Genomic DNA, 20271 nt, shown 5'->3' with positions numbered 1-20271 from the left:
GAAATAGGTAACGCCAATCCCTGACGATGTACTCAGGCATGTTACATGGAGCATGTTTGTTGAACAGTTTTAGCACCATAATCATTCATGGTCTGGAATGTAATGTTTCCACCAGGGCCTGCTTGTAATGGAACCTGTACCTCTGATTTTGGCGGAACCATGGTGTTTGGCATTTTTTGATTGCCAACGTTAAGATTAACCAACGTTACATAATAGGGGGATGGATTATTTACGTTTAAGTTGGCCCCGATTAGTTTACAGCGTAAAGATTGAGGCGCGTCGGTGCTGAGTGTAGGCAGATTATCAGGACGCACAAACAATTTAATGGTTGTTTGCGTTGCGATCTGGAGTGTATTTTTGCCTTCCTCAGGTTTTCCTGAAGGTATTGCTTTACTGTTTAGGTAATAAAGAGACTCACGATCTGTTGGCAGTGGTTTTTTCCCCACAAACATAATACGCATCGTATTTTCTTTTTTTGGCTGAATCACGAAAATAGGAGGGGTAATAATAAAATCAGCGCTCTTATTTCCATCAGGGTTGGATACCCAAGATTGAATCAGAAAAACTTTGCTGGCATCGGTGTTTTGAATAGATAAAGACGCCTGCGAACTATTCTGTGGATAAATCACTCTTGTCGTACCGAGACCGACTCCACCGGCTATGGCCGCTGATGCTCCGCAGATAGAAATTGAGCTGAAGAGTAATAAATTTATTAACGAGCTGATTTTTACGGTTTTCATAACCTATAGCCTTAGTTTATATTTACTGATGGTGCTTAATATATGAGGTTGAAATTTCAAATTTATGCCGAAGATACTTAATTAATTTTTATCGAGATGTTAAAGGTAGGATGAAAAATATTAATTAAGTGCATTTAATGCATTGTCTGTAATTTAAAATAACGCCATAAGAAGTTTATGGCGTTAGATAAAAATAGCTTCTATAAATTATTCACGATCAACGAAATTTTATTCGTAATGTACTTTAAAGTTAGTTGTCGCAGATACATGACCTGCTGTTGCTGTATCTGAAGTACCAATCAAAGCAGCAGTGAACATTGCGACGTTAGTACCTTTAATCAGTGTCATTTTTGCACCTGAATCGTCAGCTGCAGTGAAGTTAATGACCTTGCCATCCATATCTTTCATCTGTACGCCTACGCCTGTTGCGCCACCCGCGCCAGGGGCGTTTGCCAGTACAGTTGGATCAGAGAGCTCAGGCACGCCATTAAAAGCAAAGGATGCGGTGGTATAGGTGTCAACAGTGCAGTTTTCCAGCAAGATTTTTACATCGCTTGATGCACCCGCCTGGCCTTTAACTACCTCACTTGTTTTTAGAGGGCTTAACGGAATAGTTTGGTTAGCTGATTCAGGGTTAACGATACATGCGGCATCAGTGACTTCACCCGTAAAATTGATAGTACCGCCATTAACGGTAATTGGCGTGGCAACTGGAGCTGCCATTGCAGAACCTGCAGCCATCATGGTCAAAACAGATAACGCAGATACCATCATTTTTGAAGCTTTCATATTTATATTTCCTATATTCATATGTATTTTGTATTTTGTATCATTCAAATTTCTTATGCATTATCGTTTATGACATAAGATGAATGATTAATTTTCCTAGCAGATACTGTTATCCATATAGCATCATTCATATCAGATAAATAAAATTAGATATTTGCTGATGCTTTATTTTGGCAACGAGCTAACTGACGAAACTCACTATACAGCAGGTTTTTTTTTATGGAAGGGGGTGGTTTTTGGGGTTTGTAGTTAATACATTATTTATCAGTGTGTTAGTGATGTTTAGCAATGTTAAAGAATGATTTCAGGTCTAATTCATGATGATAAATTCAATAAAATCAATAAGATGTAAAATTCTTATAGAAAGTTAATTGGAATGGATTTTTCTTAGAGTGACTTAAATAGAAGTTTTAAGTATGATTTTGAGACTGCTATTAAGCAATTTTAAATTACGAGTTAATTATAGCTAATAAAAACGCTATCTGAAGCTATCACATGCAGCAGAAGCATATTTCTGTCTGGCTATATTAGAGGAACGTTAAAAGATGTTAATTAAAAATGGTTATATACCGACCATAAAAAAACTTTCTGTTATTTGTCTTTCTTGTTTTTCACCACTATTTGTTTTCAACTGTGCACATGCATCAGGTATGAAGCTTGAAACATCGGTCGTAGTAGTGAATACAGAGGAAGGGGAAGGGGTGATGACGCTTAAAAACACCGATCCTACACCTGTATTGCTCTATTCATCAGTTGAAAACTTGCCGGGTGATAAAGAAGATTCACTGATTGTCACTCCCCCAGTTGCTCGGGTTAATCCTGGCGATAGCCAGACCGTACGTTTTATGCTGAAAACGCCCGCCAAAGCCGTTGAACAGTTTAAACGTGCCATTTTTGAAGGCATTCCAGCCACGGATAAAACGGCGGATAAATTACAGATTACGCTGCGCCAAAATGTGCCATTGATTATTCACCCAGCGGGTCTGAAAGAGAATTTGGAGCCTTGGACGTTACTGAAATGGGAGCAGGTGAGCCCAGATACTTTAAAGGTAACAAATACGGGCGCTTACGTAATTCGTATGTCACCTATCATCAGTGTGCAATCACAAAAAGCGAGTGCCTCGCTACCTCGCTCATATTTATTGCCTGGAGATACGGTTAACGTAAAACTGAACAACAAAGTTGTTGATATCCAGAAAGTGACCATCACACCGGCGAATTTGTATGGTTATTTTGTAAAACCCTATGAGGCTAGTGTGTCTCATTAAATAGCGCTGCTTGTTCTATTATCTCGATAAAAAGGAAAGTAAAATGTCAGGAAAGAAAGTAAAACTATCGCTAAAATTGTTGGCATTGCCATTATTGGCTATGTCAATTTCTAGCGCATTTGCCGACCCTGCAGTCGGGCCTTCCGGTAAGCTCACCGTGACCGGAGAATATACGCCACCACCGTGCTCAGTTGCGCTTGCTGCAAATGGGACTATTGACTATGGACACATATCTACCTCTTCGCTCCATAGTACCTATAGTACCAACCTGCCTATTAAAACGCTGCCAAATGCGATCACCATTACCTGTGCATCAGAGACCAGCGTTGCAATTAACTGGAATGATAATAGATCTGCTAGCTTGGCAATTGGTGTAATGGACACTCTTGGCCGCTATAAGCAATTAGAACCAAGTGGAACGGCTTCTGGCTCAGGCCTAAATCTCGGTTTGGGTACTGACAGCTTAGGTCAAGGTATAGGTAATTACGTTGCTACATTGTCTGCGCTGAAAATCGATGGCGTTGGACAATATTTTGCTAGTACCGCAGCCACGCCTTTCCAAAAAGGGTCCGCTACGCCAACTGATGTTTTTGAATATATGAGTACACGAAGCCCACTCGCTTTTAACTTCTTAGACTCTAAGGGTGACATCGCTAAAGGGAAAGTCTTTTCCATGGACTATAACGTCATGGCTACAATTACAGAGACAGACCATATCGATTTAAGTAAAGAAATTACCTTAGATGGTTCATCTACTATTAGTTTGTATTATCTCTAATCAAAATAGTTAAGGATTGCTATGAAATTTTTACGTCTAAAAGATAACGGCTTAGCATGGACACTATTGCCTTTATTGTGCTCTGCAATATCTCCAGCGTTTGCTGCCGTACCAGTGAATGATACTACTGAGCTGAAAGTTACTGGTACCGTGAGCCCAGCGAGTTGCACTCTGGTCTTAGGTACTGGAACGGGCGCCGCGGGGGAGGTTGCTAACGGGAATATTAATGCCGCAATGGCGCCAGCTCTGTCGGGAAGCTATCAACTGCTCGATGAAAAAATGCTGATTGATGCTGTTACCGTTAACTGTGAAGGCGAGACAATAATCGGTGTTTCCACCACAGATGATCGTGCATCATCGGTAACTGCGTCAACGACGCCAGTACCTACCTATAATAATGATGGTTCTGAATTCGGTAATGCTACCCACTTTTTAGGATTAGGGACTGATAATAAAGGCAACACTATCGGTCAGTATAGCGGAACTTTCACTGGCCTTAAGGTTGATGGCGTTTCTGCAAATTTCTCAAAATGTATTTCTGAAAATAACCTTAACGGAGCAACGACTGAACAGGGCGGCGCATTAGTCGTTAATAACTGCCTTGCAGGGCAATCACACTTAGTTATGGACAGCAATAACAAGGCGCTGTCAGGTACTGATTTCACGTGGGACTATGTAGTGAGACCTTTAGTTAAGTCAGCAAAAGACTTGGATCCTAACGGCTTTAAGCTTGATGGGTCAATTACCGTTCAAGTGGATTATCTTTAATAAATAATAACGTTCTCTTTCTAGAGTAAATTAATGACTAAGGTGCGGGCAGTTATTTAATCTTTATTATAATTAATTCTTTTTTATATTAGGCTTTTATGACAGCACGCACCTTGTTTCATGTAAAGAAATATATCTATAAGGTTGTATTTACCTTACCATTGAGCTTGCTCTCTTTTTCTCTATATGCGGCTAATGATACTGTAGATTTTGATCTTTCAACGTTACAAGCTCGTGGTTTATCAACAACGCTTAATGATTATTTTAGAACGGGTAAGAAATTCTCACCTGGTGTGACTAAAATAACGCCTGTCATTAATGGTGTGGAGAAAAGGCCGCTATCAATTAATTTTGATGATAAAGGTGAACTCTGTTTGCATCGTGATGATTTAATAGCACTTGGAATTAAATCAATTAAAGCCGAGTCAGAGCAATGTATTGAATTAAAGTCATACTACCCGCAAGCTGAACTAAAGCTTGATCCTGGGCAGAGTAAAGTTGAGTTTATTTTACCCGCTGATGCTATTGAAGATACTAATAATCTTGATATAAGCCAATATACCGCAGGCGGTATCGGTGGGATGTTTAATTATGATTTGCTGATGATGGAAAATAACAGCAAGAAATCGAGTTCAGATGCAAATAGCGAGGATGATAAGAACTCTTCAAACAGTAATAACATTAATACATTTCAAAGTAATACTGAAGAAGGCTTTAATATAAATGATTGGATAATTCGTAGTCGCCAGTCATATAGCAGCAGTGGTGATACGCGAAGCCTTGATCAACTTTATACCTATGCGCAAAGAACTCTGCCGAATTATAAAACAGTGATGCAAACGGGAAAGATTAGCGTTGCTAACTCGCTGTTTGCTATGCCTCAAGTTTTTGGGATCCAATTTTCGCCTGAAAGTGCATTGATGAACAGCAAGCAAAGCGGAGCCACGGTCAGTGGTATCGCGCAAACGCAGGCGCGAGTCGAAGTGCGTCAGTCAGGCATATTAATTTATTCAACTCAAGTTCCCGCAGGCGCTTTTACGCTCAATCGATTACCTACCATAAACAATACGGCAGACCTGAACGTTAATGTCGTTGAGCAAGATGGTGCAACGCGCAGCTTCCTTGTTCCTGCTTCTTCTTTTACGCATGGCTATAGCCAGCAGGAAACCAGCTATTCATTTGCAATTGGCAAGATTGATCAGAGCAATAATGACAATATCGGATCAAACGATCTGACAACGTTCAACGTGTCTACACCTTGGGGAACACGTTCAATGGTGAGCAGCGGTGCATTGGTGGCTCAAAAATATCAAAGCATAGCGGCTCAATTGAGTACAGGCTTGGCAAATGGTCTTAGCCTCAGTGGAAGATCAATTTTGTCTAGCGATGCTCGTAGTCAAACAAAGGGTATGCAAAATAATCTGTCAGTCAGTATGCCCTTAGCTGACAGTTTGAATGTTAACGGCTCGGTGACGATGCAAGATGTTGGCTACCGTGATCTTACTGACGGGGGGCCCAGCACTGAGGAAGAGGATGGTGACTACATTAATACCCGCTATAAATCTCAGTACAGCCTCGGTGTGGGATATTCGTTTGAGGATTTAGGCGCATTTAACCTGTCTTGGTCGCGCGTTTCTATGTTTTCTTCAGAAGAAGCCACCAGCCGTATGACCATGGGTTGGTCAAAAACGTTTAGTAACGGTATGTCTGTTTCAATGAATGCGGAAAAAGATAGCGGTGATGATGGCAACTCGATGTTTTATATGAATATGAGCATTCCATTTGGCTCCGTGCGGGTTGGTGCCAGCATGTCACGTGTGGGAAATAACAGCACTCGGGGAGTCACATTAGATCAAACAATCAACGAGCGATTGAGTTATTCACTGGCGGCCAATAAGAGTAGCGATAGCGACGTGGGGGCTTTTAGTGCCAATGTCCACGCGCTACCAAATTACTCTCAGCTTAGCTTAGGCTACTCGCGTTACGGCTCAGAAAATAGCACCTATACCGTGGGCGCTTCTGGCGGCGTGGTGGCGACCAAACAAGGGGTCTTTTTCTCACCTTATCCATTGCAGGATACCTATGCGGTAGTTCAGATTCCAGGTATCAGCGGCGGTGAAATCCAAACACCGCAAGGGCCAGTTTGGAGTAACAGCCAAGGGTATGCTGTGTCTTCTGGCATGAGTGCCTATGGTGAATCACGGTTGGTTCTAGATACGAAGAGTTTACCGAAAAACGTGGACGTCAATAATGGTATTCAGGTGGCTCATGTTGCCCGTGGTTCTGTAACGAATTATACATTTGGCACTATTGTCAGCCGGCGCGCGTTGATCCGCATTCATTTACCAAATGGGAAGCTGGCAGAGAAAGGCTCACTTATTTATGACTCCCATGACAACTACATCACAACGGTGGCGGGTGATGGAACTATATTCCTGATTGATAGCCAGTTAGCGCAGAAATTAGTGCTTCAAACGGCTTCTGGTGATCGGGGCCAGGTGCATTTCAAACTTAATGAAGAACCTGAAGCGGATAAATTGTATGAAAGTTATGATGCCCAATGTGAAATGTAACCTGCTGCTTTTGATTGCAATCTCTCTCTCTTTGAGTGCTAGAGCCAGTGACTGCGATCTCAACGTTAGTCAGCCTCATACACATTTTGGTACCTTTAACCGCGGAACATTGTCTCAATCAACCAGCGGTGAGCACGGCAATATTATTGGTCAAAAAGTAACAACGGTAACGATAGTTTGTCCGCGGCCAGAGCGTATTACTTTGTACTATCGGGCCGCGGCAGGCAGCGCAGGCAAGAGCTATTTGCTAGGTGATATTGCCAAGTTATCGTTGATAGTGAGTGATGCTCAAGCCGATGGCAAATCAGTGACACTAATGTATAAGCAAGGTGGCGGCGTTGCTACTTCAGATAACGTTAAAGAATTGCCTCTGCTGCCTGATATTGGCATTACCCCTAACAGCAATGAGCCAGTGACAACGCTGGTCATGCAGATGACATCGGTTGCCGTCGTTAACGATAGTAATGTCCACATCAAAGAACATAAAACGCTGGTTAGCAATGGCACGCTGGAGGTAGTGAGTGAATAAATTGGCGTTGTTAACCGCTATGATTTTGGGAGGATGGGGGGGGCCTGTTTTTGCCTCGTCTCAGGTGCAACTGTCGTTTACTGCGGAGGCAGATCCGCCGCCCTGTCATATTTTGCAATCGCCCACTACGTTGGATTTTGGGAATATTAACCGTAATCAGCTCGCAGCGAAAACCGCTACGCAGCTTCCTGTAAAGTCGTTTGCGGGGGGGATTACAGTTCAATGTGAATCAGCCACGAGTATCGGTCTTCGCGCGGTCGATAATAGCGGCGGCAGTACTTTATCAATCGGTAATTTGAGCTGGAGTTCGCCGAGCGTGAACATTACGCCCGCTCAGACCGATCAGCGTTTTGGTTTAGGGATGACGTCTGGGGGAAAAGCGATAGGCGTGTGGAACGTGTTATTTCATTCAGCGCAGGTCGATGGTGTGCCTGCCCAGATAGGCATTGCCAATAATGGCATGTTGGATTTAAACGACACGGTGCCAACGATGCGCAATAACGGCAAAGCCTGCAGTTGGGTACAAAACAGTGCGTTTGCGTTAGGCGAGTTATTTACAGTACAGGCTGATGCTGCCGTTGCGCTTGCACCGCTGGAAGATCTGCCATCTGGCTCTAAGATCAGTTTTGCAGGTTCAGCAACGTTAGAAATTGTCTATCTGTAATATTACAGCACATACCCAGACATAAAAAAACCAACCCGTTATAGGTTGGCTTTCGAGGCGTTTTTTGGTCGGCACGGAGAGATTTGAACTCTCGACCCTCGCCACCCCATGACGATGCGCTACCAGGCTGCGCTACGTGCCGAACTGCCTTTATACTACTCAAAACCTAACGGTTTTCAAGAGCATGGCGTTGTGATTGTGTGCGCTTTAGCCATTTTTAGTTGGCAATGAACCGCTTCACATCCGTCAGCACCTGCAGCAGCAAGGCGAGCTGTGGCTTTTCGCCCTTCATCTCTTCATTGTCAGAGTCATAGGTACGATAGTGACCATTTTTATCTAGAATCACAGTTTCTTTTGGTGTGACGATCACTAATTCGTTGCTATCACCTAACGCCAGCCAGTTATGTTTACGCGTTGGTGCGAACAGATCTTCCCCCTGCGTATAGTCAACCGCTCGGGTATCGACGTGGAGTAAACGCTGCATTAGCGTTGCCATCACGTCTTCGTGGCTGGTGAGTTTGTTGATGGTTTGCGCTGGTGTTCCTGGCCAATGAATAATCAATGGCACCTGAAGCTGATAACGGCTGTAGTTGGTGCCGTAGCCCCAATCGCCTTTGCCGCTATCGTTGAATTCAATGCCGTGGCTGGCTGTGATCACCACAACGGTTTTGTCCAGTTCACCACGCTGTTTTAGCGTATCAAGTATGGCGGCGATCTGCCCATCTACGCCTTCGGCTGCCTGTTGATATCTCACCATGTAATCTTCAGGCTTGTGCTGAGAGGTATCTGCCAGAGCGCTGCGCGTGCCGTTAAGATTCACATATGAGAACCAAGGTGACTGCGTCGTTTGGGTTGATAGCCACTGTTGCCACTGTTTTGTGGTGGCGGCGTCGCTTTGACGAATTGGCGCAGGTAGCGAGAAATCAGTCAGTAGTGCCTGACGATAGAGTGGGGCGCTAAAACCATCAGAAGAGAATAGGCCAAACTGATAGTTTTGCTGGCTGAGTGCGCTGATTAACGCCGATGGCTTACGCCCCGCCAGAATACCTTCGAGATAAGATGGTGAGATGCCATAGAACAGGCCAAAGAGCCCGTTATCCAGATTATTCCCCGAGCTGTAATGCTGGGTGAATTCGAGATTATCGTTACCAAAGGCAGCAAGCTGCGGTAAGTCTTGTTTGAGATCGTCGGCACGTAGACCATCGACCGCAATCACAAGCAGATTGTAACCTGCACCTTTATCGGCAAAACTCAGCTTATTGAGCGGATACTCAACGGATACGGCTTCTGGGCTGCCCGTTTGTGTCAGTTTATTCTGGAACTCTTGGGCGTCCAATAGACCATGTTTTTCCAAGAAACGACGCGCCGTCATTGGGTATGAAAGCGGAAGATTGGAGCGCTGCATGGTGATTGGGCGATAGAAATTGGCATCGGCCCAGATGTAAATCAAATGCGATGCAAAAAAAGCAGTGATAAACAAACCGGCTAACGGCTTGCCAAATTTCTGCCGATTTAGGCTACGAAGTTTTTGCCAACTCCAGGTGCCAAACAGCATTTCGACGAGGAAAATCACCGGCACACTGATAAACATGAGCTGCCAATCGCGCGCCAGCTCACCTTGATCGGGGTTAACCACCAGTTCCCACACCACCGGATTGAGATGGAGATGGAAACGGGTGAACACTTCGGCGTCAACCAGCAGTAGCGTTAGCCCTGCGGTCGCTAACGCGGCAGAAAGAAAGCGCAGTAATCGCTGCGACATCACCACAAACGTGAGTGGGAAGATGATCAGCAGATAGGCAGCAAAGCCAATAAAGCTAAAGTGCCCTAACCAACTGATCATCGCATAGACACGACCAAACAATGAAGATGGCCAATCGGCGACAAACAGATAACGGCTGCCCAAAAGCAGACCGAGCAGAATATTAAACAGAGCGAACCAATGCCCCCAGCTAATCATCTGGGAAACTTTTTCACGGTATCGCTGACGGTTTGTCACCATAAAAGTATGTCTATACGTCCGAGCAAAAATTAATGGGCTTTATCTTCCCGAATCGAAGCCTGCAGGGCTTCAGCAAAAGAGCGCGCAATAGCACGGCGCTGAGCGGGTGCGATGCTGGTGTTAATCAGATTCGTGACCATATTGCCCAAAACCATCAAAGAAAGATCGTTTGGCGTGTGGTGCGATTCCAGTACGTTGGCCAGCTCACTGAGCAGTTGTTCAACGTGTTCGTCACTATAACGGGATGATTGTGGCATAGAATTAAGCTTCTCAGACTGACAAAGTGCCATATCTTACCGTATAGACGCGTGATTTTCCGCTCTTTTATACGTTTGTTGCGTTATTGATTATACCTTAGCTCTCACCATTGAATTCATCAATATGCGATGGCCGCTTGCGAGTAGGTATTAACAGTGTTTGAATACGCGCCTCAACCCGTCATATTTCAAGTTGCATATACGTTGGCTACGTTCGTTCACCCCAGTCACTTACTTGAGTAAGCTGCTGGGGATTCACTCACTTGCCGTCTTTCTGCAACTCGAATTATTTAGGGTAAAAATGTGTCCGAGGCGAAAGGGGAGAAGAAAAAATGAGTCTGGATCTCGAACAGATTGCGTTGCATCAGTTGGTTAAACGCGATGAACAACAGCTAGATGTGGTGCTACGCGACTCTTTGTTGGCAAAAAATGCCGCAGTAGAAGAGATGATGGCCGAGCTGCACCGCGTGTATAGCGCAAAAAGTAAAGCCTATGGCACCTTCTCCGAAGAAAGCGAGCTGGCAGAGGCATTACGTAATTATCGCCGTGGCAACGAAGATTTTCTGGCGTTCAGCCGTGCGGCAACCGGCCGTCTGCGTGACGAGCTGGCAAAATATCCATTTGCCGACGGTGGCGTGGTGTTGTTCTGCCAATATCGCTATCTGGCGGTAGAGTATTTGCTGATTGCGGTGCTTAACAGCTGTAGCAGCATGCGTGTTAATGAAGAGTTGGATATCAGCAGCACCCACTATCTGGACATTATGCGCGCGGATATCGTGGCGCGTGTTGATCTGACCGAGTGGGAAACCAATCCTGAATCTCACCGCTACTTAACCTTCCTGAAAGGTCGAGTTGGGCGAAAAGTCTCTGACTTCTTTATGGATTTCTTGGCCGCCAGCGAAGGTTTGGACGCCAAAGCGCAAAACCGTGGTCTGTTGCAAGCGGTTGATGATTATTGCGCCGAAGGTCAGCTCGATAAGAACGAGCGTCAGGCTTATCGTCAGCAGGTATATAGCTACTGTAATGGACAATTGCAGGCCGGTGAAGAAATTGAACTGGAAGCGTTAGCGAAAGAAATTCCGGCCGTAGGCGAAAAAGACTTCCAGCAGTTTACCGCAGAACAGGGCTATGATTTGGAAGAAAGCTTCCCAGCCGATCGCAGCACGCTGCGTCAGCTCACCAAAATGGCGGGCAGCGGCGGTGGTTTGACGATTAATTTTGATGCGATGCTGCTGGGCGAACGTATTTTCTGGGACCCAGCGACGGATACGCTGACCATTAAAGGTACGCCACCGAATCTGCGTGACCAGCTACAGCGCCGCAGTGGCGGTGGGAATTAATCTTCCACGCTGAATGTCAGACCGAAAATTAAGACAAAAAAAACGCCGCAATTGCGGCGTTTTCTATTTCAAAACGTTTTATTCAAACAAACGTGATTCAGTCGGCGATTAAGCGCGAACGAAGTCAACGTGAGTCAGTTTACGTTTGAACGGGTGACGCTGAACAGCTTGAACCTTAACTTTGGTTTCTTTGCCGTCGATCATCAGAGCGATTACTTGTTCGTAAAAGCCTTCTTTCTCTTGCATGTTCCAAGTAGTGTCGTGATCGATTTCTACGGCTACTGGCTCTTGGTTTCCGCCATAAACGATAGCAGGGAACTTACCAGAAGTACGCAGGCGGCGGCTCGCACCCTTACCCTGCTCTTTACGTGCAGTTGCTTCAATAGTGAACATAATTGTATCTCTATATAAAATTTAGACCTGTTACAGGCGACCCAGCAACAGGCAGGAGATTCTGCTTTTAATAGTAAAAGCGGGCGGCATTCTAACGAAATACGGGGCTTACGGCAAATATATCTGCCCGCTCATTGTTACAACACCTAACCGCTGAGAGAATCGGCTTTGCGATAGCGCCCCTGATAATCGAAAACTTTTTGTCTGATCTGCCAAAATCGGCCTTTCATTCGGGCGACAACAAAATCGGGATAACGCAGTTTGTCTTGCTGCGCCACGATGTCTGCCGCCTTTTTCCAGACCAGCTCAATGCCGGGCGCACGCAGGTGCGGGCGCAGGAATAGCTGCATAAATGCGGTACGCTGGGCGGGCGTGTTAAGACGGAAACGCTCGCTCACGTCAGCACCGTCTTCGTCGTAATAGGTAATCGACAGCCACTCACCTTTGTCATCTTCCCCATGTTGCAGCTGCATACCGCCGCAGCGCAGCACCAAGGCATCTTTGAGTTTCAAGGCTTCTTTCAGCATGTCGTCGGGATCGACTAACACTTGATTGCATTGATGGCAGCGCCGTGCCGCAATATCATTTTCCGCGCCGCAGTGCGGGCAGGTTTTAAAGCGAAAACGATAGTCACACTGCTCGCGTCCACCTTCATCGTCTTCTAGCCAGCCCTGACAGCGGCGGCCATAGTGCTCGATAATATCGCCATTTTCCGTGGTCTTACCCCAGAACGTGTTGGCAAAACCACAGCCTGGACAAAATACCTGTACCGGTTGGCTGTCGCTGTGCGGTTTGGTGGTACCGACTTCTGGAGTAAACAAATCGTGTGGATTACCCGCGTAATCGAGGATTAAGCAATCCGTTTTCCCCGGCGATAATCGCAGACCGCGTCCAACAATTTGCTGATACAGGCTGATGGACTCGGTGGGCCGCAAAATGGCGATGAGATCGACATGGGGCGCATCAAATCCGGTGGTGAGCACGGCAACGTTCACCAGATATAACAGCTCTTGGCGCTTAAACGCATTAATGATGGCGTCACGTTCATCGCCCGGTGTCTCGGCGCTGACGAGCGCGGCCTGTTCTGGCGGCAATAAACCGTGGATTTCGCGCGCGTGCTCAACGGTGGAAGCGAAAATCATCACGCCTTTACGCGTGGCGGCAAATTCCATGATTTGGCTGACAATATGCGGCGTTATGCGCTGTTGATCTTTTAATTCGCGGTTGAGATCGACTTCGCGAAATAGCCCATTGCTGCTCGGTTCTAATCGGCTGAAATCGTATTGCACTACCGGCATGTCTAATCGTTCCGGCGGCACCAAAAATTGGTTTTTAATCATATAGCGCAGCGGCAATTCGTAAATACAGTCACGAAATAGGCTCTTGCTATCGCCGCGCGTGATGCCGTGATAGTGGTACTGATAAATCCAGCCTTTGCCAAGACGATAGGGGGTTGCCGTTAGCCCTAATAAGCGCAGCTTCGGATTATTATTACGTAAATGCTGAAGGATTTGCTGATACTGGCTGTCATCGCTGTCGCTGATGCGGTGGCATTCATCCACGATCAGCAACGAAAATTCGCCGTCAAACAGCGGAAGATTGCGTGCCACTGATTGCACACTGCCAAACACCACTTTCCCGCAGCTCTCTTTTTGCTGTAAACCGGCTGAAAAAATATCGGCCTCTAAACCATAGGCACAATATTTACTGTGGTTTTGCGCCACCAGCTCTTTAACGTGAGCTAAAACCAGAACACGGCCACGCGCAATTTTCGCCAACTCAGCAATCACCAAGCTTTTTCCTGCTCCGGTGGGCAAGACTATAACCGCAGGTTCTTGGTGTTTTCTAAAATGCTCGATGGTGGCGTCCACCGCCTCACGCTGATAAGGACGAAGAGTAAAGGCCATTAATATGTCATCAACTATAATCAGTGCTGGCAGATTTTGCTGCTGTGGGTATTGAAACCACTGTCGCTAGGAATAAATTTGCCGCGAGAAGCCAAGAATTCCACCAACTGCGCTGCCGTTAAATCCTGCTGTGAGCAGGTATGGAAACGGGCATCGGCGCCAAAACGTTGTTCGATGGTGGCAACCAGACTTTCTGTTGAAAATTGTTCGCCAGACTCAATCATCATGTTTAAAACTTCATGACCGTGAATAGATGACATCTGAGTAATTCCTGTAATTTATGTTCGATGAAGGTCGTCATTATACCGCATGACGCTGGGTAGCGTCGTTTAGCAATTCAGCCCGCTGGCTAACTTATCGCCAAGCAAACAATCTCGCTCGGGCTTTGAGCCGAATAGGGTGAATTAAACTACGCTTAAGATAGGCGTGAGGGTGAAGAGTCGCTATAATCCGCGGTTCTTCTTTGGTTTCCAAACGATGCCCGCATATTTAGGCCGTCCTTTTATTCAGACAGCCATGCTGCGTGCGCACAATGAAACCCTCCGATTCTTATAGAAATACAAAGCAGGTTCCATGCGACTGGACAAGTTTTTATCTCAGCAGTTAGGTATCAGCCGTGCGCTGATCGCCCGAGAACTGCGTGCTAAACGCGTCACTGTAGACGGCGAAGTTGTAAAAAGCGGTGCGCACAAGCTCACCCCAGAACAAGAAGTGGCCTTTGATGGTCAGGTGCTGGAACAGATCCACGGCCCGCGTTATTTCATGCTGCATAAGCCAGAGGGCTATGTGTGCTCCACTGACGATCCCGATCATTCAACGATCCTTTACTTCATCGAAGAACCGTTGGCGGAGAAACTGCATGCGGCAGGGCGTCTGGATCTGGACACCACGGGTTTGGTGCTGCTGACCGACGATGGCCAGTGGTCGCACCGGATTACATCGCCAAGACATCAGTGCGATAAAACCTATTTAGTGACGCTGGAACATCCGCTGGCTGACGATACCGCCGAGCAGTTTGCTAAAGGCGTGCAGTTGCACGGCGAAAAAGATCTCACCAAGCCTGCCACGCTCGAGCAGCTTGATGCCAACGTGGTGCGTTTGACGATCAGTGAAGGCCGCTATCATCAGGTAAAACGTATGTTTGCCGCAGTGGGCAACCGCGTGGTGGAGCTGCACCGCGAACGTATCGGTGACATCGTGTTGGATGAAGATCTCGAACCGGGTGAATATCGTCCTCTGACCGAGGAAGAGATCGCCAGCGTAGGTTTGCCTGCTGAACTGTTAGCGAAAGATTAATTACCCGTCATACTTAACGTTGCTTCTGTGTTGGCGGCACGCGTTGGCCGCCGTGACGCAACGCCAATTATTTTGGGTATAAATTATTTATTAAAAAGGAAGATGCTGCGTGCAGACACCCCGTAGTTCCCATTTTGGGTTGATCCTGATCCTCGGTTTGTTATCAATGTTGATGCCGCTGGCAATCGACATGTATTTGCCGAGTATGCCGGTGATTGCCGAACAATTTGGTGTGCCGAGTGGTGATGTACAGATGACGCTTAGCGCCTACACGCTGGGTTTTGCATTTGGACAAATGCTTTATGGCCCAATGGCAGACAGCATTGGGCGTAAACCGGTCATTATGTATGGCACGTTGTTCTTCGCCTTGGCGGGCGCCGCATGTGCGATGGCGCAGTCGGTCGATCAGCTGATTGTGATGCGTTTGATCCACGGTTTAGCCGCTGCGGCTGCTAGTGTGGTGATTAATGCGCTGATGCGCGACATGTTCACCAAGGATGATTTTGCTCGCATGATGTCCTTTGTGGTGCTGGTGATGACCATTGCGCCGTTGCTTGCACCGATTATGGGTGGAGCGCTGCTGATTTGGTTTAGCTGGCATGCGATTTTCTGGGCGATGGCGGGGGCTGCGCTTTTGGGCACCGTGCTGGTGGCAATTTTCATCAAAGAAACGCTACCCAAAGAGAAACGGCAAAAGTTTCGCTTACGCACAGCGCTGGGGAATTTTGCCTCGTTGTTCCGTCATAAACGCGTGCTGTGTTACATGTTAGCCAGTGGCTTCTCTTTTGCGGGAATGTTCTCGTTCCTCAGCGCGGGGCCATTTGTGTATATCGATCTTAACGGCGTATCGCCGCAGCATTTCGGCTATTACTTTGCGCTGAATATTGTCTTCTTGTTCATCATGACGCTGATTAATAGCCGCAATGTACGTCGTTTTGGTGCGATCAACATGCTGCGCTTTGGTCTGATAGTACAGTTTGTGATGGGCATTTGGTTAGTGATCACCGCCATGCTGGGCTTAGGCTTCTGGTCGCTGGTGATTGGTGTTGCCGCCTATGTTGGCTGTATCGCAATGATCACATCTAACGCGATGGCGGTGATCTTGGACGATTTCCCACATATGGCAGGCACCGCATCCTCGCTGGCAGGAACGCTGCGTTTTAGCTTGGGTGCCGTAGTGGGGACGCTACTGGCGCTTGCTTCTGCTCGAAGCGAATGGCCGATGGTGAGCTCGATGTTCCTGTGCATCTTTGCGGCCATGATGCTGTTCCTGTATGCATCAAGGCCTTCTAAGGCTAGCAACCGTATCGATCCTGCCTAAGTGTTTTGGCTCCCCGCTGATAAAAGTAGGCGGGGAGGCCATTAACGATCATTGCACTCACTAACTATCATTACTTGCGCTAACGATTACACTGCTTTATTTGGCATATGATTTTGGATATGCAACAAGCGTGTATTTGCCTGCTCACACAGCGCCAGCAATGCAGGGATCAGATGGGCTGATGCTTTCAGCCAAGCGCTAACCTGCGCCAAACTTTCCTGCGGAATTTGAACGCCATTCTCGAGCGATTCACCTAAATACGATAACCCCTGACATAAGCCTTCAGCAGACTCTGCGGCAACGCCGCTGAGATCGCAAAGTTGGGTATCGCTAAGATTATCAAAACGGAGATCGGCAATCAGAGCGCGAAAAATGGTGATGGAGTCGTCTTGGTGTGTTGCATCATAAATAGATTGAGTCATTTTAAACCTCGAGAGTGACTTATTTAATGACTACCACTGAGACGCTAAACTCGGGTGGCAGCTCAGATAGGGTTAGCGTCACCGACACTCTCGAAATCAGTGCTTCTTGCGAAGCCCCTGCCTGAGCCACCATTGTTCGGGTGAGTCTAAGCGCACTCCATTATGGCATAGTGCTGTCGAGAGATGTATTGCGGAACGCTAATCCGACTACGGATTATTCCGTAGCCAGAAAACTATATGCTTGTAATTTCAGCAATGAAACGGGCTGGATGCATTTACAGTGAGTTACTGTTAGATATGGAATCAACTTCTCGGAAATGAGGGGGGTAAAATGCGAAAAAACTTTATTTTCCAGCCAATCCTTTTTTTTTCGCCTACCTATAACTCATTGATTTTATATAAGTGTTCATCGGGAACATTAAAAAGGGTTATGCAGTGAGAAATGAGTTACGGATCTGATTTATTCGAAGCTTTATGCGAATATTCTACAGTTCATTGCCGTACAGGCAGTCAAAAAAACTAAACGGCATTACTGCATACTTTTCTATTAATACCCTCCATCGTAAACGGCTTCTCTTCAAATAAAAGCAAACGCTTTCCTAATTTATAAATCCCCATGAAAACATAATCATGCTAACTATATTTTTCGTGCGATTTTGTTGTGGGCTTTTCATTTTGTTAACAGTATTTTTTACCAAAACAGATAGAAACCCTTAAAAACAAAGAAAACATTAAAACTATTAATTATTTAACCATCGATTAATATTGTTTTAAAACAAATGATTAGCTAATTTCTTTGATCGAGATTCAGGGAATTATTGTATTTCTTATGTAAATTGAAAAATACGACAAAGTAATTAAAATGAAACAAAAATGGTTGTGGTAATAAAGAGAAAAGTATACATATAACCGCAGCAGCAGAACTTCCTCCCATCGTGGTATTTGTGTAGAAAAAATGGGGTAGTGCCAGATTGATCGTTGTTTCTGTCGTTTTTACTTTGGTGTTACCGAAATGTAATAAACAAAACCACAATAAAATGACGATTAAGTCATCAAATAGCCTAAATAGTGCGATCTGTGGTTTACGATGTGAGTTTTTTGTGAAAAAATTGTAGTTAGTTTTTAATCAGGGTAAAAATGTGAATAGTTTCCAGCTTTCGATAGTCCACCGGTTGCCTCAGAGCTACCGCTGGTCATCAGGGCTCACCGGTGTGCAGGTTGAACCCATTTATTTGGCGAAAACGACTGGCGCTGAGAATACGGACGTTAATAATACTGTTATCGATAATAACGTTATTGATAATAATAGTTTGATTGGCCTGAAGCTCCTGAGTGAAGAGGGAGAAGCAGCTTGGCAAATCATGAAACGTCTGAATCAGTCTTTACAAGAGATGCAGGTAAACTGCTCTGTCGTTGAGCTTGACGGTGAACCTTGTCTATTTGTTCATCTTGAAGATGAAAGTGCGGCGATGTGTCGCCTAAAAAACGTCGGTGTGGCTATTGCTGAACCGATTGTCGCCCAGTATCCGTTCTGACCGTTGAAAGGCGCTTAGAGCAGAATACCGGCACGCCCATCAGGCTGCCGGTGTTTAAATCAACCTGCCTATTTTTCCAGTCACGGCGTGTCTGCAAATGCTAGCAGCTGCCGAGTGTAATCTTGCGCGGGGTGAGCAAATACCTCTGCGCAGTCTCCGTGCTCAATCACTTTTCCATTACGCATAACCATCACTTGATGGCACAGCGAGCGAACGACCTGTAAATCGTGGCTGATGAACAGGTAGGTGAGCTGATAGCGTTGCTGAAGCTTTTTCAGCAGGGCTAAAATTTGCGCCTGCACCGACCTGTCTAACGATGACGTGGGTTCATCCAGAATCAGCAAACGTGGCTCAAGAATAAGCGCGCGCGCAATCGCAATGCGTTGACGCTGTCCGCCAGAAAACTCCGTTGGGTAGCGGTGGCGCGTTTCAGGATCAAGACCCACTTCGTTCATGGCGCTAATCACACGCTGTTCCCGTTCCTGCGCGCTGAGCTTCTGATGGACCTGCAACCCTTCGGCAATAATTTGCTGCACGTTTAAACGCGGGTTTAGCGCCGAATAGGGATCTTGGAACACCACTTGGATTTGGCTGCGATAAGGCTGAAGCTGTTTTAAATTCAGCTGATGTAGGGGCGTGTCGTCAAACCAAATCTCTCCCTGTGAGGGGAGCAAGCGTAACAGCGCCAGCCCTGTGGTGCTTTTACCTGACCCCGATTCCCCCACTAGGCCTAAACTTTCCCCACAACGCAGCGTGAAATTAAGCTGATTAACCACGGCGTTATAGCCGACCGTGCGGCGTAGAATGCCTTGCCGAATAGGAAATTTTACGCTGAGATCTTTAACTTCCAGCAGCGTTTGCGTTGGCTGCGGGAGCGCAACGGGATCGCCTGAGGGAATAGCATCAAGCAATTGTTTGGTGTAGGGATGCTGCGGGGCGGCAAACAGCGACTGGCATTCTCCGGTTTCTACAATGTTGCCATCACGCATAACGGCTACGCGATCGGCTAAGCGCTTCACAATGTTGAGGTTATGGGTGATAAACAGCATCCCCATATTCAGCTCCTGCTTGAGCTCTGCCAGCAGTTCTAAAATTTGCGCCTGCACGGAAACATCCAGCGCGGTGGTGGGTTCATCGGCAATCAGCAGTTTAGGGCGGGTTAAAATCGCCATAGCAATCATGATGCGCTGACGTTCGCCGCCGGAGAGCTGGTGGGGATAATCACCAAGACGCTTTTCTGGCGAACGGATCCCAACTCGCTCCAAGCAGCGAAGGATTTCCGCGCGCGCCTGAACTTGACGCATGCCTCTATGCAAAGAAAGTACTTCAGCGAGCTGTTTCTCAATGCTGTGTAAGGGATTAAGCGAAACCATCGGCTCTTGAAAAATCATAGCGATTTCATTGCCGCGTATGCTGCGTAAGTAGGGTTCTGTGGCATGCAGCAAAGATTGGCCGTTAAACAGAATATCGCCTTGGGGATATTCGGCGGGAGGTGATGAGAGCAAGCGCAAAATAGACAGCGCAGTCACGCTTTTTCCTGAGCCTGACTCCCCGACCAAGGCGAGCGTTTCTCCCGCGTTGATCTCCAGCGAAACGCCGTTAACCACCGGACGTGTCACTTCACCGCTGCGAAAGCAAATGTTCAGATCGCGAATGCTGAGCAGTGGATGCTGTGAAAGTTTAGCCATA

General features: G+C 46.4%; 19 protein-coding genes and 1 tRNA gene. 10 read left to right on the top strand and 10 right to left on the bottom strand.

Annotated features, from left to right (window positions below; translation table 11 throughout):
- Nucleotides 1-41: 41 nt before the first annotated feature.
- Both RSC70_RS14390 and RSC70_RS14385 read right to left on the bottom strand, forming a co-directional pair.
- Nucleotides 42-740, bottom strand: coding sequence for a fimbria/pilus periplasmic chaperone (locus RSC70_RS14390; RefSeq protein ID WP_282807279.1), 699 nt, complete (start codon nucleotides 738-740; stop codon nucleotides 42-44).
- 228 nt (nucleotides 741-968) lie between these two features.
- A complete protein-coding gene (locus tag RSC70_RS14385; protein WP_234619469.1) occupies nucleotides 969-1529 on the bottom strand; it encodes a fimbrial protein in 561 nt (186 codons plus the stop codon).
- A 545-nt stretch (nucleotides 1530-2074) separates the two neighbouring features.
- Between RSC70_RS14385 and RSC70_RS14380 the strand changes: the two genes are divergently transcribed.
- The 6 genes from RSC70_RS14380 (at nucleotide 2075) to RSC70_RS14355 (ending at nucleotide 8109) form a co-directional block, all read left to right on the top strand.
- Nucleotides 2075-2797 carry a fimbria/pilus chaperone family protein gene (locus RSC70_RS14380; RefSeq protein WP_332542835.1) on the top strand — a complete coding sequence of 241 codons (723 nt, stop codon included), beginning with the start codon at nucleotides 2075-2077 and terminating at the stop codon, nucleotides 2795-2797.
- Between the two features lie 43 nt (nucleotides 2798-2840).
- On the top strand, nucleotides 2841-3575 hold the full coding sequence (locus RSC70_RS14375; RefSeq protein WP_234619471.1) for a DUF1120 domain-containing protein: 735 nt from the start codon (nucleotides 2841-2843) through the stop codon (nucleotides 3573-3575).
- A gap of 21 nt (nucleotides 3576-3596) precedes the next feature.
- The gene (locus tag RSC70_RS14370; RefSeq protein WP_332542833.1) at nucleotides 3597-4343 is read left to right on the top strand and encodes a DUF1120 domain-containing protein; all 747 of its coding nucleotides are present in this window, start codon (nucleotides 3597-3599) and stop codon (nucleotides 4341-4343) included.
- 98 nt (nucleotides 4344-4441) lie between these two features.
- The gene (locus tag RSC70_RS14365; protein ID WP_282814053.1) at nucleotides 4442-6916 is read left to right on the top strand and encodes a fimbria/pilus outer membrane usher protein; all 2475 of its coding nucleotides are present in this window, start codon (nucleotides 4442-4444) and stop codon (nucleotides 6914-6916) included.
- The gene (locus RSC70_RS14360) at nucleotides 6885-7445 is read left to right on the top strand and encodes a hypothetical protein (protein WP_282814054.1); all 561 of its coding nucleotides are present in this window, start codon (nucleotides 6885-6887) and stop codon (nucleotides 7443-7445) included. The genes RSC70_RS14365 and RSC70_RS14360 overlap by 32 nt, the downstream gene beginning before the upstream one ends.
- Nucleotides 7438-8109 carry a DUF1120 domain-containing protein gene (locus RSC70_RS14355; protein ID WP_332542832.1) on the top strand — a complete coding sequence of 224 codons (672 nt, stop codon included), beginning with the start codon at nucleotides 7438-7440 and terminating at the stop codon, nucleotides 8107-8109. Before RSC70_RS14360 ends, RSC70_RS14355 begins: the two co-directional genes overlap by 8 nt.
- 65 nt (nucleotides 8110-8174) lie before the next feature.
- On the opposite strand, the gene RSC70_RS14350 is transcribed toward RSC70_RS14355, so the two are convergent.
- The 3 genes from RSC70_RS14350 to RSC70_RS14340 all read right to left on the bottom strand — a co-directional run bounded on the left by RSC70_RS14350 (nucleotide 8175) and on the right by RSC70_RS14340 (nucleotide 10368).
- A tRNA-Pro gene (locus RSC70_RS14350) sits at nucleotides 8175-8251 on the bottom strand.
- A gap of 75 nt (nucleotides 8252-8326) precedes the next feature.
- The gene (gene yejM, locus RSC70_RS14345; protein ID WP_282814055.1) at nucleotides 8327-10111 is read right to left on the bottom strand and encodes an LPS biosynthesis-modulating metalloenzyme YejM; all 1785 of its coding nucleotides are present in this window, start codon (nucleotides 10109-10111) and stop codon (nucleotides 8327-8329) included.
- Nucleotides 10112-10140: 29 nt separating this feature from the next.
- A complete protein-coding gene (locus RSC70_RS14340) occupies nucleotides 10141-10368 on the bottom strand; it encodes a YejL family protein (protein ID WP_025798093.1) in 228 nt (75 codons plus the stop codon).
- 332 nt (nucleotides 10369-10700) lie between these two features.
- Here RSC70_RS14340 and yejK point away from each other — a divergent pair, with 332 nt between their 5' ends.
- A complete protein-coding gene (gene yejK, locus RSC70_RS14335) occupies nucleotides 10701-11708 on the top strand; it encodes a nucleoid-associated protein YejK (RefSeq protein ID WP_025798095.1) in 1008 nt (335 codons plus the stop codon).
- Nucleotides 11709-11816: 108 nt separating this feature from the next.
- On the opposite strand, the gene rplY is transcribed toward yejK, so the two are convergent.
- The 3 genes from rplY to RSC70_RS14320 form a co-directional block, all read right to left on the bottom strand.
- Nucleotides 11817-12101, bottom strand: coding sequence for a 50S ribosomal protein L25 (gene rplY / locus RSC70_RS14330; protein ID WP_004089547.1), 285 nt, complete (start codon nucleotides 12099-12101; stop codon nucleotides 11817-11819).
- Nucleotides 12102-12247: 146 nt separating this feature from the next.
- Entirely contained in the window at nucleotides 12248-14008 is a 1761-nt protein-coding gene (locus RSC70_RS14325; protein ID WP_332542831.1) for a DEAD/DEAH box helicase, read from the bottom strand.
- 20 nt (nucleotides 14009-14028) lie between these two features.
- The gene (locus RSC70_RS14320) at nucleotides 14029-14268 is read right to left on the bottom strand and encodes a YecH family metal-binding protein (RefSeq protein WP_046450255.1); all 240 of its coding nucleotides are present in this window, start codon (nucleotides 14266-14268) and stop codon (nucleotides 14029-14031) included.
- Between the two features lie 313 nt (nucleotides 14269-14581).
- Between RSC70_RS14320 and rsuA the strand changes: the two genes are divergently transcribed.
- Entirely contained in the window at nucleotides 14582-15304 is a 723-nt protein-coding gene (gene rsuA, locus RSC70_RS14315) for a 16S rRNA pseudouridine(516) synthase RsuA (protein WP_115102265.1), read from the top strand.
- Between the two features lie 109 nt (nucleotides 15305-15413).
- Nucleotides 15414-16625, top strand: a complete 1212-nt coding sequence (locus RSC70_RS14310) for a Bcr/CflA family multidrug efflux MFS transporter (RefSeq protein WP_332542829.1) — start codon at nucleotides 15414-15416, stop codon at nucleotides 16623-16625.
- 86 nt (nucleotides 16626-16711) lie between these two features.
- On the opposite strand, the gene RSC70_RS14305 is transcribed toward RSC70_RS14310, so the two are convergent.
- The gene (locus RSC70_RS14305; protein ID WP_040044629.1) at nucleotides 16712-17047 is read right to left on the bottom strand and encodes a hypothetical protein; all 336 of its coding nucleotides are present in this window, start codon (nucleotides 17045-17047) and stop codon (nucleotides 16712-16714) included.
- A gap of 1139 nt (nucleotides 17048-18186) precedes the next feature.
- On the opposite strand from RSC70_RS14305, the gene RSC70_RS14300 reads away from it, so the two are divergent.
- Complete coding sequence (locus RSC70_RS14300; RefSeq protein ID WP_040044628.1) at nucleotides 18187-18582, top strand: YejG family protein; 396 nt, start codon at nucleotides 18187-18189, stop codon at nucleotides 18580-18582.
- A gap of 80 nt (nucleotides 18583-18662) precedes the next feature.
- Here RSC70_RS14300 and yejF read toward each other — a convergent pair whose 3' ends face one another.
- The gene (yejF, locus tag RSC70_RS14295; protein WP_332542828.1) at nucleotides 18663-20270 is read right to left on the bottom strand and encodes a microcin C ABC transporter ATP-binding protein YejF; all 1608 of its coding nucleotides are present in this window, start codon (nucleotides 20268-20270) and stop codon (nucleotides 18663-18665) included.
- Nucleotide 20271: the final 1 nt, after the last annotated feature.

Source organism: Hafnia sp., assembly GCF_036648275.1.
Lineage (GTDB): Bacteria > Pseudomonadota > Gammaproteobacteria > Enterobacterales > Enterobacteriaceae > Hafnia > Hafnia alvei.
The sequence above is the reverse complement of the archived record's forward strand: the minus strand, read 5'-3'. Positions and strand labels throughout refer to the sequence as shown.